Consider the following 15,107-nt stretch of genomic DNA (forward strand, 5'->3'; position numbering starts at 1 on the left):
CGACGGGGTACGATGATCGAAGCACCTGCTGAACCATTGCCGGTTGGCGAGGACGAGTTCCGCCTGATCGCGGACAGCGCCCCCGTCGCCGTGTGGGTCACGCGGCTCGATCGCCGTCGCAGCTTCGTCAATCGCGCCTATGTCGCCTTTCTCGGCGTTTCCTATGCGGAAGCATTGGAGTTTGACTGGCGACGGATCATTCACCCCGATGACGCCGCGCGACTGCTCGCGGAATCGGTGGCGGGCGAAGCGAGCCTCCAGACCTTCGAGCTGGAGGGCCGGTATCGCAACGCCGAGGGCGAATGGCGCTGGCTTCACTCGACGTCGCAACCTCGCCGCGACGCCGAGGGGCGTCACATCGGCTTTATCGGCGTCGCGCATGACGTGACCGAGGCCAAGACCGCCGAACTGGCCCTGCGCGAGCGCGAGGCACAGCTCTCCGCCTTCATCAGCCAGACCACCGCCGGCTTTGCCCAGGTCGATCTCGAAGGCCGCTTCACCCTGGTCAATGATCGCTTTTGCGACATCACCGGCTGGAGCCAGGAAGCGCTGATGGGCATGACCATGCAGCAGATCACCCATCCGGACGATCTGGTGCGCAACGTGCCGCTGTTCGAGCGGGCAGTGCGGGAGGGCACGCCCTATACTCATGAGAAGCGCTATATCCGCAGGGACGGCGGCATCGTCTGGGTGAACAATTCGGTCGCGGTGATCCGCCGTGCCAATGGCGAGCCCTTCGGCGTGCTGGCAGTAACGCTGGACGTCACCCAGCGGCGCGAGAGTGAGGAGGCACTGCGCAAGAGCGAGGAAACGCTTCGCCTAGCCACCGAGACCGCGGGCATGGCGACCTGGGAACTCGATCTCGAGACGATGGAGGGCACCTGGTCGCCCAATCGCTTCGACCTGCTCGGCATGGCGCGCCGTCCCGATGCACGCGGTACCTTCGAGGAGTGGATCGAACGCGTGCATCCCGCCGATCGCGAACGGACGCGCGAGGCGGCGCTGCGCTGTTTTACCGAGGGCACGCCCTATACGATCGAATATCGCATCCTGCGTGCCGACGATGGCGCCGAACGCTGGCTGCAAAGCCATGGCAACCGGATCGACTATGGCGACAGCCGACCCAGCCGCTTCGTCGGCGTCTCGTTCGACGTGACGGCGCGCCGACGCGCCGAGGACGAGCTGCGCGAGAGCGAGACGCGCTTCCGAACGATCTTCGAGCAGGCCAACGACTTCCTGATCACCACCACGCTCGACAATCGGGTGACGTCGGTGAACCCGGCGGTGGTGGAAGCGATCGGCTATGACGAGAGCGAGATTCTCGGCCACTCGATCGCCGAGTTCATGGACCCGGACCAGTTTGCGATCAGCATGGACGCGTTCAACCGCAAATTGCAGCATGGCGGATCGACCCGGCTCACCGTCAGGCTGCGCGCCAAGGACGGGCGCGAGCTGATCTGGGAAGTCAATTCACGGCTCAGCCTCGACGATCAGGGCCAGCCCGTGGCACTCCATGCGATCGGCCGCGACATGACCGAGGCGAAGCGCGCCGAGGCACATCTCCGCCTGCTGATCGATGAGCTCAACCACCGGGTGAAGAACACGCTGGCGATCGTCCAGGGCATCGCCCAGCAGAGCTTCAAGGACGACGTGCCGCCGCGCCAGGCCCGTGCCGCCTTCGAAGGCCGGCTGGCCGCCCTGTCCGAAGCGCACAACCTGCTCACTCGCGAGTATTGGAGCCTGGTGTCGATGCGCCAGATCATCGAGGACGCGCTGCGCCCGCACGGCGAGGCCTGTCGCTTCACGCTCGACGGGCCGGACCTGACGATCCTGCCCAAGACCGCGATCAGCCTGGCTCTGGCGATCCACGAGCTCGCGACGAACGCGGTGAAACACGGCGCTCTGTCGCGGCCAGAGGGCCGGATCGCCGTGCATTGGCAACGCGTCCATAATGACGGCCCCGCCCGCCTTTCGATGCGCTGGGAGGAAACCGGCGGGCCGACCGTGTCGGCGCCCAGCCGCCGCGGTTTCGGTACCAGGATGATCGAGCGCGGCCTGGCGGCCGAGCTGGGCGGCAGCGTGAAGATCGAGTTCCGGCCCGAGGGGCTGGTCTGCGTCGTCGATGCCCCGCTGCCGGAGGGCGCCGAATGAGTGGGCTGGAGGGCCTGCGCGTGCTCGTCGTCGAGGACGAGCCGGTGGTGGCGATGTACCTCGAAGACCTGCTCGAGGCGCTGGGCTGCCAGACGATCGGACCGGCGAGCCGGCTGGCCGAGGGGCTGGCGCTGGTTGAGGAGCAAGGCTTCGACGTGGCGATCCTCGACATCAACCTGGGCGGCGAGCGCAGCACCCCGATCGCCGAGACACTGCGGGCACGCGGGGTGCCCTTTGCCTTTGCCAGCGGCTATGGCGCGCCGCCCGAGGGCTTTGGCGACGAAGTGCCGATGATCGAGAAGCCCTATCGCGAAGCCCAGGTGGCCGCCGCACTCGACCGGCTGCTGGCCCGGTAGCTCAAGACCTCCCAAAGTACACGAAGTACAGGCCAAGAACGGTTTTCAGCGGCCTGCCTCGCAACATTGCTGCGCGAGACCGCTCCTATCTTTCCTACATCGGAAGAACACTCCGGGACGGCGTGAGCCGCCCCGGAGGTCGTTCCCGTTACCAGCGCTTGGACAGCCGGATCTGCAGGGTGCCGGCACGTTCGCCCTGGCCGGCGCGCAGGCCGGTCTCGAAGTCGAACGACCAGCCGCTGCTCAGGATGTCGAAGCGCGTGCCGATGCTCAGCTGGAGCTGCTCGCGCTTCCAGCCATTGCCCGCCAGATCATAGAGCGCAGCACCCGGGATATCGGCATAGTCGAGCCACTGGGCATCGACATCGGCGAACTCGTGGTTCCACTCGGCGCGGATGCGCGGGGTGATCGAACCGAAGCTCACCTTCTGGCGATATTCGAGGCGCCCGCCCAGCGTGCCGGTGACCGAGCGCACCTGGCGCGCATCGAAGCGCAGGTTGTAGCGCCCGGCACCGCTCTCCGCATAGGCGTCCAGGTCCGCATCGAGATACTCGGCGCGGCCATAGAGCGACCATTGCAGCGGGCCGCCCGCCCGGTCGATGCCGAGCGAGATCGCGGCGACCGTGTAGCTGCCATCCCGGCTGCCGCGCGCCGTCGCGTTCACCGCCGCGGCAAGGCGCCGGGTGGTGAAGTCGAGCTGGCCGCGGCCGACCATGCCGTCGATGAACGTCCCGCTTGCCGGCTGGATGCTGGCATAGGCGGCATAGATGGTGCTGGTGCCGCGCACCTGCGCCGCCGTGCCGATCCGGCTCAGGTCATTGCCATAGCCGCCACCCAGGCCGACGAGGATATCGTCGGACAGCTTGATGTCGGCGCCGGCGCTGAGGCCCGCGGTGGTGGCGGTGATCTTGCTGCGATCGGTGCGCTTGTCGCGCGTGCCGATGTCGATGGCACCGCCCGCCCAGGTCGCGACCGACCCGTTCCGGCGCTTGCCGTCCTCATCGACACCCGAGGCCGCCTTGGCCGGCCCTGCCGTGCCGCCGACCCCGCCCGTGGTCGCGACCGTGCGGCCATAGCCGAGCTGGTCGGCCCGCGAGAGCGGCGACTGCGGGTTGTTGGCGAACTGGCCGATCGCCGGATCCTCGCCCGAGACGCGCATCCGGTCGGTGATGGCGAGGCCCCAGTTCTTGTCGTCGGGCCGCTGCAACGCCATCGTCCCATCGCGCGAGCCGAGCGTCACGCCCATGGCGAGGCCGGTCGCGCCGCCCCCGTTATGGAGCTGCTCGGTGCGCCGCATGAAGTTGGACACCTGTGCCCGGGCGAAGCGGCGTGCCGTCTCGGCCTGGGCATCGCTGATCGCCGCGATATCCGGATCGTTGCGCGGATCGGGGCGGGCCTGGACGGTGAGCGTCACGGTCGACGGCGCCGAGGCACCGAAGATGTTGCTCAGCGTATAGTTGACCACGATCTGCCCGCCGAAGCGGTTGTTCGGCGTCACATCCAGACGATAGGTGCCGTTGCCCGCCGCCACGATCGTGGTGGTTGCCGAATTGGCCGGCGAGATGCTGACCACGGTCGCGCCGGTGATCGGCCCGCGCGTGGCCCCGTCGGTGAGCATCACCGACACCATCTGGCCGTCGCCCGCCGTCGCGGTCTTGGGCGTCGCGATCGGCACCTGGCCGACCACGGTGATCGTCACCGTGCCCGGCGACGAGGTGCCGCCAGGGCCGGTCGCGGTGAAGGTGAAGCTGTCGGTGCCGGCATAATTGGCTGCCGGGGTATAGGTCGCGACATAGGGCGAGACCGGTGCCACCGCGGTCGGCGTCAGGCTGGGCCCTGCCCCGCCGCTCAGCGTGACCGTGCCGTGCGCCGGCTGGCTGGCGATCTGGATCGAGTCATAGACGCCGGTGACCAGCGACGAGAGGTTGATCTGGACACTGGTGCCCGCCGTGGTGGTGCTGCCCGGCACCGTGCCGGTGCCCGGCGCCGCGCTCGGCGGCGGCGGGGTGGCGACCGTCAGGCCCACCGTCGCCGCGGCCGAAGTGCCGCCCGGACCGGTCGCGGTGTAGGCGAAGCTGTCCGCACCGTAATAGCCGGTGGTCGGAACATAGGTCACGACATCGCCGCTGACCGTCGCGGTGCCGTGGGTCGGCGCCGTGCTGATCGTGATGCTGGCATGCACGCCGGTGATCGAGGGCGCGAGATCGATCGCGGTACCTGCGCTGTTATAGCCCACCGCCACGCCGGTCTTGTTCGCCGCCACCGGGGCCGGCGGCGTCGCCACCGTGATGCTCACCGTCGCCGGCGCCGAAGTGCCGCCGGGGCCGGTCGCCGTGAAGGTGAAGCTGTCCGCGCCATAATAGGTCGCGGCCGGGGTGTAGGTCACCACATCGCCCGCGATCACCACCGTGCCGTGCGTCGGCGCCGTGCCGATCGCGATCGCCGAATGCACGCCGGTGATCGAGGCGCTGAGGTCGATCGCCGTGCCCGTGCTCGCATAGGGCACCGCCACGCCCGGCTTGTCGGCTGCGACCGGTGCCGGCGGCAGGCCCACCGTGATGCTTACCGTCGCCGGCGCCGAAGTGCCGCCGGGGCCGGTTGCCGTGAAGGTGAAGCTGTCCGCACCGTAATAGGTCGCGGCCGGGGTGTAGGTCACCACATCGCCCGCGATCGTCACCGTGCCGTGCGCCGGTGCCGTGCCGATCGCGATCGCCGAATGCACGCCCGTGATCGAGGCGCTGAGATCGATCGCCGTGCCCGTGCTCGCATAGGGTACCGCCACGCCGGTCTTGTCCGCCGCCGTCGGAGCCGCCGGCGTCGCCACCGTCAGGGTTACGGTCGAGACGTTCGACGCACCACCCGGGCCGTTCGCCACATAGGTGAAGCTGTCCGCGCCATAATAGGTGGCGCTCGGGGTGTAGGTGGCAACGTCACCGGCAACGGTCACACTGCCATGCGCGGGTGCCGTGCCGACTGCGATGCCCGAATGCACGCCCGTGATCGAGGCGCTGAGATCGATCGCAGTGCCGGTGCTCGCATAGGGCACCGCCACACCGCTCTTGTCGGTAGAGACCGGCGCGGGCGGCAGGCCCACCGTGATGTTCACCGTTGCCGGCGCCGAAGTGCCGCCCGGGCCGGTCACCGTATAGGTGAAGCTGTCCGCGCCGTAATGCGTGGCGTTCGGGGTGTAGGTAGCGACGTCACCGGCGACGGTCACCGTGCCGTGCGCGGGTACCGTGCCGACAGCAATGCCCGAATGGACACCGGTGATCGACGCCGACAGGTCGATTGCCGTGCCGGTGCTCGCATAGGGCACTGTCACGCCGTTCTTGTCGTTCGCCACCGGTGCCGGCGGGTTGGCCACCGTCACGGTCACCTGCGCCGGAGCGGAAGTGCCGCCCGGGCCGGTCGCCGTGAAGGTGAAGCTGTCGCCGCCATAATAGTTGGTGGTCGGCGTGTAGGTGACGACATCGCCCGCGATGCTCACCGAGCCATGCTGCGGCGGCGTGCCGATCGCGATGGACGAATGCACGCCGCTGATCGAAGTGCTGAGGTCGATCCCCGTGCCCGCGCCGTTGTACGGGATCGCGACGCCGCTCTTGTCGGTTGTGACCGGAGCGGCCGGCGTCGCCACGGTGATGTCCACCCGCGCAACGTTCGAAGTGCCGCCGGCACCGGTCGCGGTGTAGGTGAAGAAGTCAGCGCCGAAATAACCGGCGGTCGGGGTGTAGGTCACCACATCGCCCGAGATCGTCGTCGTGCCATGCTGGGCAACGGTGCCGATGGCGATGCTGCTGTGCGGGCCGCCGGTGATCGAGCTCGACAGGTCGATGGCGGTGCCGGCGCTGTTGTACGGCACCGAAACGCCCGGCTTGTCCGCGGCGATCGGCTTGTCGATGAAGGTGAAGGTTGCCGAGGTCGTGCTGGTCTGGCCGTTGACCGAGACCGTCACGGCCTTCGCACCCGAACCGGCCGCCGGGGCGGTGACGGTGAGCGAGGTAGCGCTCGCCGCCGTGACGTTGCCGTTGCCGGCCGAGCCGAAGGTGACCGTGTTGTTGCCCGGGGTCGTGCTGAAGCCGGTGCCCGAGATCGTCACCACCTGGCTGACCGGGCCCGTGTTCGGCGAGACGCCGGTCACGGTCGGCACGACGGCGAAGGCGCTGCTGCCTGCCGCCGACGTGGTCGGATAACCGCTCGGGGTGAAGGCGCCGAGCGAGAAGCCCGCCGACGAACCGGCGGTGGTGCCGGTATAGCTGATCGTGACGGTGCAGCTGCCCGAAGGGATGCTGAAGCCGTTGAACTGGAAGTTCGCACCGCTGTCCGAACCGCTGGCGCCGCAGCTGCCGCCCAGCGCGCCACGGCTGACCAGCGCCGAACCGCTGAACAGCGGCGCGATGTTGGGCGATGCCGAGGCATTGGGATTGGTGAAGGTGATCGTCGCGGTGCCGGTCTGGCCGACGCCGAGCGTGCTGGTCGAGAAGTTGACCGTCACGCCGATCGCGCCCGCCGCACCGACGGTGACGCTCTGCTGGGCCTGGGGCGCGGCGTTCCAGTTGGAGTCGCCCGCCTGGTTGGCGTTGATCAGGCAGGTGCCGGTCGCCTGGAAGGTCACCGAGCCGCCCGAGATCGTGCAGATCGCGGTAGCGCTGGCGTCGATCGAAAGGATCGGCGTCAGCCCCGAGGTCGCCGAGGCGGTCACATTATATGCCGCACCACCCACCGACGCGCTCGGCGCGGTCGAGGGATTGAAGCTGATCGTCTGGTTGCCCTTGGCAATGTTGACGGTGGTGACGGGGGTATCGGCGGTGTCGGCGGGCCCCTGGGCGTCGGTCGCCCGGATGATGTAGCTGAAGGAGCCCGCGACGGTCGGCGAGCCCGAGACGACGCCGGTCCCTCCGTTGAGGGTGGTGCCCGGCACGAAGGCGCCGGCGCTGAGCGCGTAGGTATAGGGCGCGACGCCGCCCGAGGCGGTGTTGGCCTGGTTGTAGCTGGCGCCGACCTGGAGGCCGGTAGCGGCGCTGGCGTTGATCGTCAGATTCGCCGGGGTGACGGTGAAGCTGCGCGAGACGTCGGGCGCGGCGGTCCAGTTGCCGTCGCCACCCTGGCTGGCGGTGACCGAGCAGGTACCGGTCTGGTGCAGGGTCAGCGTGGTGCCCGAGACAGTGCAGACGCTGGTCGTGGTCGAGGCGAAGCTGACCGTCAGACCCGAGGATGCGGTGGCCGACAGGGTCAGCGGCGAATCATCGAGCGAAGCGTTGGACAGCGTGCCGAAGCTGATCGTCTGGGCGCCCTGCGAAACGGTGACGCTGTACGACTGGGTCCGGGTGTATGGGCCGCCGCTGCCGGCAGTCGAGCCGTCGGTCGCGGTGATGTCGAAGTTGAAGGTGCCGGTCGTGGTCGGGGTGCCCGACAGCGTGCCGCCCGAGAGGGTCACGCCCGTCGGCAGCGTGCCCAGCGTGCGCGCATAGGTGTAGCCGGCGGTGCCACCGCTCGCGGTGAAGCTCTGCGAATAGCTGGTGCCGACGGTGGCGCCCGGCAGCGCGCCAGAGGCAGGCGAGATGCTGATCGTCGGCGCGCCGATGGTCAGCACCATCGGACCGGTCGACATGGTGTAGGGGCCGGTGCCGAGCGAGCTGTCGGTCACGGTGGCCGTGAAGGTGAAGGTGCCGCTCGCCGCCGGCGTGCCGGTGATCGTGCAATCGGCGTTGAGCTGCGTGCCCGCGGGCAGCGAGCCCGTGTTGAGCGTGGTCCCGCAGGTATAGGGCGCACGGCCGCCGGTGGTGTCGATTCGCACGTTCGAGAGCGCGACGCCGCGCGTGCCGCTGCCCACCGGGAAGGTGAAGAGCAAGGTCGGGTTGTTCACCGGCACGGTGACCGTCGCCGGGGCGGACGTGCCGCCCAGGTTGGTCGCGGTGAAGGTGAAGCTGTCATTGCCGCGGAAGCCGCTCGGCGTGGTGTAGGTGACCGTGCCCGAGGAATCGACCGAGACCGATCCGCCCTGCGCCGTGGTCGCCGAGCCGACCGCATAGTTGGTCGGGCTGTTGGTCGCATGGCTGGCGACGCTGAAGGTCGTGTTGCTGATATCATAGGCGACCGCCGCGGCCGTGTACGAGCTGGCCACCGGCGGGGCGATATAGGTGTACTGGTCCGCCGCGCTCGTCGCGCTGGTGCCGCCGGGCGTCGCGACCGTGATGTCGTACGTGCCCGCGGCGCTCGCCGGCGAGGTCGCGGTGATCTGGGTGCTGCTGTTGATCGTGTAGGTCGCGGTGGTCGCGCCGAACTTGACCGCACCCGTGCCCGGCGCCGCCGCGAAGCCGGTGCCGGTGATCGTCACCGTCGTGCCGCCGCTGGTCGGGCCCGCTGTCGGCGAGACCGACGTGACCGTCGGCGCCGAGACATAGGTGTACTGGTCCGCCGCGCTGGTCGCGCTGGTACCACCAGGCGTGGCGACGGTCACGTCATAGGTGCCCGCCGCATTGGCCGGCGAGGTCGCGGTGATCTGCGTGTTGCTGTTGATCGTGTACGTCGCGTTGGTCACGCCAAACTTGACCGCACCCGTGCCCGGCGCCGCCGCGAAGCCCGTACCCGTGATCGTCACCGTCTGGCCGCCGCCGGTCGGGCCGGCGATCGGCGAGACCGAGGTCACCGTCGGTGCCGCGATATAGGTGAACTGGTCCGACGCGCTCGTCGCGCTGGTCCCGCCAGAGGTGGTGACGCGGATGTCCACCGTGCCTGCGCTTCCCGCGGGCGAAGTCGCGGTGATCGTGGTCGCGTTGACGAAGGTGAAGCCGGTCGCGGCGGTCCCGCCAAAGGTGACTGCCGTCACGCCGGTGAAGTTGGTGCCGGTGATCGTCACCGAGGTGCCGCCACCCGTCGGGCCCGCGGTCGGCGAGATCGAAGTGATCGTCGGCGCCGGGATATAGGTGAACTGGTCCGCCGCGCTGGTCGCGCTGGTACCGCCGGGCGTGGCAACCGTGATGTCGTACGTGCCCGCGCTGTTCGCCGGCGAGGTCGCGGTGATCTGCGTGTTGCTGTTGATCGTATAGGTCGCGGTGGCCGCGCCGAACTTGACCGCGCCCGTCGGGTTCGCCGCCGCGAAGCCGGTGCCGGTGATCGTCACCGTCGTGCCGCCGGCCGTCGGACCCGCCGTCGGGCTGACAGACGTGACCGTCGGTGCGGTGACATAGGTGTACTGGTCCGCTCCCGACGTCGCGCTGGTGAGGCCGGCATTGGTGACGGTGATGTCATAGGTGCCGGCGCTGTTCGCGGGCGCCGTCGCGGTGATCTGCGTGCTGCTGTTGACGGTGTAGCCCGTCGCATTGGCCGCGCCGAACTTGACGCCGGCCGCGCCGGTGGTCCCCGAGAAATTGGTGCCGGTGATGGTCACCGAGGTACCGCCGCCCGTCGGGCCTGCGGTCGGCGACACCGACGTGACGGTCGGCGTCTGGTTGACCACAGTGGAATCGGTAGCCGTCGGTGAGTTCGAAGCGCCGCCGCCCGACAGCTGCACCTGTGGCACAAGCGGAGTCGTGGCGTTGCTCGCGAAACTGGTGTTCAGCGTGATCGTCGGCCCAGTGCCCGTGCCGATCGAGGTGGTGCGCGTGCACGAGCCGGTCTGGCCCGAACCGCTGCAGCTCCAGCCGGTACCGGTCGCGCTGCTGTAGGTCATGCCGGTGGGGAGCGTGAACGCGGCGGTCAGCGTCGCGGTGCTGGTCGGGGCAGTCGTCGTCGACGGAGTGATCGTGTAGGCCAGCGAGCCACCCTGCGAAGCGTTGCCGCTATGGGTCATCGAGACGCCGAGCACCGGCGTGGGCGCCGAGCAGCTGATCGTGACGCTGGCAGTGCCGTTGGTCGGGCCGCTGATGTTCGGGCCGCCGCCAAAGGAACCGGCATCGAGGCGCACACCGACGATATCGCCCGAGTTGACGATCGTGAAGGAGCCGCTGCCCGAAGCCGCGGTCCGATCATAGGAATTGGTCCCGGTGATCAGATTGTAGTTCGAGTCGGTAAGATAGATGTGGAGGTATACGTTGGTGGTCTTCGTATAGCTCCAGCTGATGATCTCACCGGGCGCGAAGGTATCGACCAGATTCGCGCTGGTGGTGATGTTCTCGTCATTACCGTTCGGCGCGATGAACCCGTAGGTTCCGGACATTGCCGTCGGATTCTGGCCGCCCGCGCGCCCGTTGTTCACATATTGGCCGCTGTTGATCGCGGTGCAGGCACTAGAAAGCGCCCAGGCGGTATTAGGCGCGACGAAGAGAAGTGCGGCAGCCACCGCCCCGCCGACGCGGGTGCGTAGTCGCCCGAGGGCCGAAGGATGATTGGCCGGGGTCGGCGTCTTGCGCCCCCCGATTCGCTGCTTACCAGAGATCCCCGCAACGATCCGACCACAGGCGGAACGCGCCTTCCCCAAGCCCCACGACATGTGCAAACCTACCCCCAACGCCCATGACGGACGAGCGCGCTGTATATATCGCGCGAACGTTGAACAAAAGTCACTAAAATCAGGAATTAGTTCCGAATTAAGGAACTAGTTACTTTTCCACCAAAATGACTTGAAGCGCATCTGGAGGATTATTCGCGCCGATAGCTCCCAAATGGCACCTTGAATTTTGCAAATTACGACTTTTCGTCAGCCCACTCTTCCCCACCGAGGCGAGATAGAACGGAATTGAAGTAATAGCCGCTTGTCTGCCCTTGCGATCGCGTATCTAAAAACCCCGCCTTAGGAACCGGCGCGGCATTCCGGCGCGCTGGCCATCGCTAACTTGGGGGGTAGGACAATGTCTGAACCGTTTATGGGCCAGATCATGCAGGTCGGCTTCAACTTCGCGCCGCGCGGCTGGGCCTCGTGCAATGGCCAGATCCTCGGCATCTCGCAGAACAATGCGCTGTTCGCGCTGCTCGGCACGACCTTCGGCGGCAATGGCGTGAGCACCTTCGCCCTGCCGAACGCAGCGGGACGCGGCTTTGTCGGCCTTGGCCAGAGCACCGCCAGCGGCCAGACCTATGTGTGGGGCCAGGTTTCCGGCACCGAGACCGAGACGCTGACGATCGCCAACATGCCGGCGCACAATCACGTCGCCACCTTCACCGGCATCGCCGGCCAGACCTCCGCCACCGGCTCGATCTCGGCGATCAGCGACGTCACGGGCGGCCAGCAGGTCAACACGCCGGCAGCCGGCTCGCTGCTCGCGAACTGCGCCAATGCCGGCACCCAGGCCGTGAAGATCTACGTCCCCTCGGGCACCACCGGCACTTCGGTGAACCTGGGCGGCGTCAACATCACCGGCGGCAACTTCACGCCGCAGGGTTCGGTGCAGGTCGGCATCACCGGCAGCAACATCCCCTTCTCGATCATGAACCCCTATGTCGCGGTGCAGACCAACATCTCGCTGTCGGGCGTGTTCCCGTCGCGCAACTGATCGGCGCGACGACCAAACAGAACCGGCTCCGTCGCACCCTGCGGCGGAGCCGGTTTCGTTTCAGGCGTCCTGGATCAGGAGAAGACCGCTTCGTAGATTCGCCGGTCGGGCAGCGGCTGGAGCTGGGTGATCAGGATCGCGTGCGGGCCGCCCCTGCCGCAATCGAGCTCATAGGTGGCATCGATCAGATAGACGTCCATCGGCGCTTCGAAGAACAGCGAGAAGGGCGCACGCACGTCGATGCCCCGCAAGGGACTGCGCCGAAAGATCTGGGCAAGCGTGATCTCCACCGGCTCGGGCAGGGTCGAAACGCGGACCTTGCGCCCAACCCAGGGTTCGAAATCTTCCGGCTTAAGTTCCATGTCGTCGCTTTCCCCTCCTGCATAATCAAAGCTATCCTGCCGGTACGGACGCAACACGGGAAGACGGTCCACGCCGTTTCGGGGCAAAATGACGCGGAATAAGCTACCTCCCTTCCCCGCGGCACGGGCCCTCCCGCCCTTGCCCATGGAGTTGCCGGCACAGGGGATCGCGCTGCCCGCAGCCGATGTCGGCAACCTGCCCGAGCTTGCCGATCTTCACGCTCAGGCGCGCATCGCGGAGCTGCTGTTCGCGCCCTGGGCTCCCGACCAGAAACGCGCGTTCCTCGACGAACAATTCGCGCTCCAGCACGCGCATTTCGTGAAGGCCCACCGCAAGGGAGACTTCCGGCTGGTGACGCGCGGCGATGCTCCGATCGGCCGCTTCTATTTCGACAGGAGCGGGCCGGAATGGGTGCTGATCGACATCCTGCTCGCGCCCGGGGCACAGGCCAGGGGGCTCGGCACGACGCTGGTCGGCTGGCTGCAACAGGCTGCACGGGACGCGAACGCGGACCGACTGCGCCTGAGCGTCGCCTATAACAACCCGCGCGCGCAGGCACTCTACCGACGGCTGGGGTTCGAGGATGCCGGCGACGTGGCCGGCACCCATCTCTCGATGCTCTGGCGGCCTATTCGACCGTGACCGACTTCGCCAGGTTGCGCGGCTGATCGACGTCGGTGCCCTTGGCCACCGCGACATGATAGGCGAGCAGCTGCACCGGCACCGCATAGACCAGAGGCGCGATCAGCGGGTGGACCTTGGGCATGGTGATCGTCGCCACGGTGCCCTCGCCCGCCGCTTCGATGCCGTCATAGTCCGAGATCAGGATCACCTTGCCGCCACGCGCCTGAACCTCCTGCATGTTGCTGACGGTCTTCTCGAACAGCGGGCCCGAAGGGGCGATCACGATCACCGGCACGGCATCGTCGATCAGCGCGATCGGCCCGTGCTTCATCTCGCCGGCGGCATAGCCCTCGGCGTGGATGTAGCTGATTTCCTTGAGCTTGAGCGCGCCCTCGAGCGCCAGCGGATAATCGGTGCCGCGGCCGAGATAGAGCACGTCGCGGGCAGCGGCGACCACGCCGGCCATCGCCTGGATCGCCTCGTCATAGGCCAGCGCGCCGTTGAGCGCGGCCGGCGCCTCGGCGAGATGCTTGACGATCGCCTTCTCCTCGGCGTCGGACAGCTTGCCCTTGGCCTTGGCGAGATTGGCGGCGAGCGCGGCGAGTACCGCGAGCTGGCAGGTGAACGCCTTGGTCGAGGCGACGCCGATCTCCGGCCCGGCATGCGTCGGCAGCAGCAAGTCGGCCTCGCGCGCCATCGAGCTGGTGGGGACGTTGACCACCGCGGCGATCTTCTGGCCTTCGCTGCGGGCATGGCGGAGCGCGGCGAGCGTATCGGCGGTCTCGCCCGACTGGCTGATGACGATCATCAGCCCGCCCTCTTCCATCACCGGCGCGCGGTAGCGGAACTCGGAGGCGACATCGAGATCGACCGGCACGCGGGCGAACTGCTCGAACCAGTATTTGGCGACCATGCCGGCATAGAAGCTGGTACCGCAGGCGACGATGGTGACGCGCTTGATCGCCGACAGATCGAAGTCCGGGATCGGCAGCGTTACCTGGTCGTCCATGCGCTGCAGATAGGCGCGCAGCGTCTGGGCGACGACGATCGGCTGCTCGTAGATCTCCTTGAGCATGTAGTGGCGGTGATTGCCCTTGGAGACGAGATCGCCGGTGACGCCGGAGATGGTGACCGGGCGCTCGACGGGGTTGTTGTCCTTGTCGAAGATCTGGGCGCCGTCGCGAGTGATGACGACCCAGTCGCCTTCCTCGAGATAGGCGATGCGCTGGGTGAGCGGCGCCAGGGCCAGCGCGTCCGAGCCGAGATAGGTCTCACCCTCGCCATAGCCGACGACCAGCGGCGAGCCGAGGCGGGCACCGACCAGCAGATCCGGATGCTGGCGGAACAGGATGGCGAGCGCGAAGGCGCCATGCAGGCGCGGCAGCACCTCGGCGACGGCCTCGGCCGGGGCCATGCCGGCCTCGACCTTCTCGCTGACCAGATGGGCGACGACTTCGGTATCGGTCTCGCTCTCGAACTTGCGGCCGCGGGCGATTAGCTCGTCGCGCAGCGCCTTGAAGTTCTCGATGATGCCGTTGTGGACCAAAGCGACTTCGCCGGTGGCGTGCGGATGGGCGTTGTTGGTGGTGGGACCGCCATGGGTAGCCCAGCGGGTATGCGCGATGCCGGTGGTGCCGGGCAGCGGGTTCTCCGCCAGCTCCTTGCCGAGATTGACCAGCTTGCCCGAGGCGCGGCGGCGCTCGATCCGGCCATCGACATCGGTGGCGATGCCGGCCGAGTCATAGCCGCGATATTCCAGCCGCTTGAGGCCGTCGTACAACCGCTCCGCAACGTCTTCCCGGCCGACGATTCCAACGATTCCGCACATCTCAATTCATCCTTCAGACCGCATCAATGCGGGAATTTGGTATCGACAAAGACCTGGGTGAACTCGACCGGATCGGGCTCCCGGCCATTGGCCGCGACGAACCGGTCCCGCCCCTTGTCCCAGACCTGGCGGATCGCGCCCGCAATGCCGTCGGGGAACTGCATCCGGGCAACCACGATCGCCCGCCAATCGCCCTCCTCGCCGAAGACCTCGCGGAACCGGGGCTCCATCGCCGTCAGCCTGGTATCCTGCTCGGCGTCGAGATGACCGATCGCATCGAGCACATAGCTGTCGAGCAGCCGAAGAAAGGGTTTGCCGGCGTAGCGGTCGGTCATGGCGTTGCGGGCTTCCTCGTCA

The 15,107-nt window shown here is 67.7% G+C and carries 8 protein-coding genes; 4 read left to right on the plus strand and 4 right to left on the minus strand.

Annotation, left to right across the window (positions count from 1 at the left end):
* Positions 1–12 precede the first annotated feature (12 nt).
* Both AC1RJ5_RS06805 and AC1RJ5_RS06810 read left to right on the plus strand, forming a co-directional pair.
* Positions 13–2,151 carry a PAS domain-containing sensor histidine kinase gene (locus AC1RJ5_RS06805; protein ID WP_493112414.1) on the plus strand — a complete coding sequence of 713 codons (2,139 nt, stop codon included), beginning with the start codon at positions 13–15 and terminating at the stop codon, positions 2,149–2,151.
* On the plus strand, positions 2,148–2,507 hold the full coding sequence (locus AC1RJ5_RS06810) for a response regulator (protein ID WP_493112416.1): 360 nt from the start codon (positions 2,148–2,150) through the stop codon (positions 2,505–2,507). Before AC1RJ5_RS06805 ends, AC1RJ5_RS06810 begins: the two co-directional genes overlap by 4 nt.
* A 148-nt stretch (positions 2,508–2,655) precedes the next feature.
* Here the strand turns inward: AC1RJ5_RS06810 and AC1RJ5_RS06815 are convergent, their stop codons facing one another.
* Complete coding sequence (locus AC1RJ5_RS06815) at positions 2,656–10,785, minus strand: IPT/TIG domain-containing protein (protein ID WP_493112417.1); 8,130 nt, start codon at positions 10,783–10,785, stop codon at positions 2,656–2,658.
* A 508-nt stretch (positions 10,786–11,293) separates the two neighbouring features.
* On the opposite strand from AC1RJ5_RS06815, the gene AC1RJ5_RS06820 reads away from it, so the two are divergent.
* Entirely contained in the window at positions 11,294–11,935 is a 642-nt protein-coding gene (locus AC1RJ5_RS06820) for a phage tail protein (RefSeq protein ID WP_269574550.1), read from the plus strand.
* 74 nt (positions 11,936–12,009) lie between these two features.
* Here the strand turns inward: AC1RJ5_RS06820 and AC1RJ5_RS06825 are convergent, their stop codons facing one another.
* Positions 12,010–12,297 carry a DUF6916 family protein gene (locus tag AC1RJ5_RS06825; RefSeq protein WP_269574549.1) on the minus strand — a complete coding sequence of 96 codons (288 nt, stop codon included), beginning with the start codon at positions 12,295–12,297 and terminating at the stop codon, positions 12,010–12,012.
* A 145-nt stretch (positions 12,298–12,442) separates the two neighbouring features.
* Between AC1RJ5_RS06825 and AC1RJ5_RS06830 the strand changes: the two genes are divergently transcribed.
* Positions 12,443–12,940 carry a GNAT family N-acetyltransferase gene (locus tag AC1RJ5_RS06830; protein WP_493112420.1) on the plus strand — a complete coding sequence of 166 codons (498 nt, stop codon included), beginning with the start codon at positions 12,443–12,445 and terminating at the stop codon, positions 12,938–12,940.
* On the opposite strand, the gene glmS is transcribed toward AC1RJ5_RS06830, so the two are convergent.
* Together glmS and AC1RJ5_RS06840 are read right to left on the minus strand one after the other, a co-directional pair.
* Complete coding sequence (gene glmS, locus AC1RJ5_RS06835; protein ID WP_493112422.1) at positions 12,927–14,750, minus strand: glutamine--fructose-6-phosphate transaminase (isomerizing); 1,824 nt, start codon at positions 14,748–14,750, stop codon at positions 12,927–12,929. The genes AC1RJ5_RS06830 and glmS overlap by 14 nt on opposite strands.
* 23 nt (positions 14,751–14,773) lie before the next feature.
* Positions 14,774–15,085, minus strand: a complete 312-nt coding sequence (locus AC1RJ5_RS06840) for a hypothetical protein (RefSeq protein ID WP_493112424.1) — start codon at positions 15,083–15,085, stop codon at positions 14,774–14,776.
* Positions 15,086–15,107: the final 22 nt, after the last annotated feature.

The organism is Sphingomonas sp. GW822-FHT03G08, assembly GCF_058801135.1.

Bases quoted from the DNA above. Each gene is read 5' to 3' on its own strand.
- glmS (WP_493112422.1), bottom strand. From the start codon at position 14,750: ATGTGCGGAATCGTTGGAATCGTCGGCCGGGAAGACGTTGCGGAGCGG.
- AC1RJ5_RS06840 (WP_493112424.1), bottom strand. From the start codon at position 15,085: ATGACCGACCGCTACGCCGGCAAACCCTTTCTTCGGCTGCTCGACAGC.
- AC1RJ5_RS06830 (WP_493112420.1), top strand. From the start codon at position 12,443: ATGGAGTTGCCGGCACAGGGGATCGCGCTGCCCGCAGCCGATGTCGGC.
- AC1RJ5_RS06805 (WP_493112414.1), top strand. From the start codon at position 13: ATGATCGAAGCACCTGCTGAACCATTGCCGGTTGGCGAGGACGAGTTC.
- AC1RJ5_RS06825 (WP_269574549.1), bottom strand. From the start codon at position 12,297: ATGGAACTTAAGCCGGAAGATTTCGAACCCTGGGTTGGGCGCAAGGTC.
- AC1RJ5_RS06810 (WP_493112416.1), top strand. From the start codon at position 2,148: ATGAGTGGGCTGGAGGGCCTGCGCGTGCTCGTCGTCGAGGACGAGCCG.
- AC1RJ5_RS06820 (WP_269574550.1), top strand. From the start codon at position 11,294: ATGTCTGAACCGTTTATGGGCCAGATCATGCAGGTCGGCTTCAACTTC.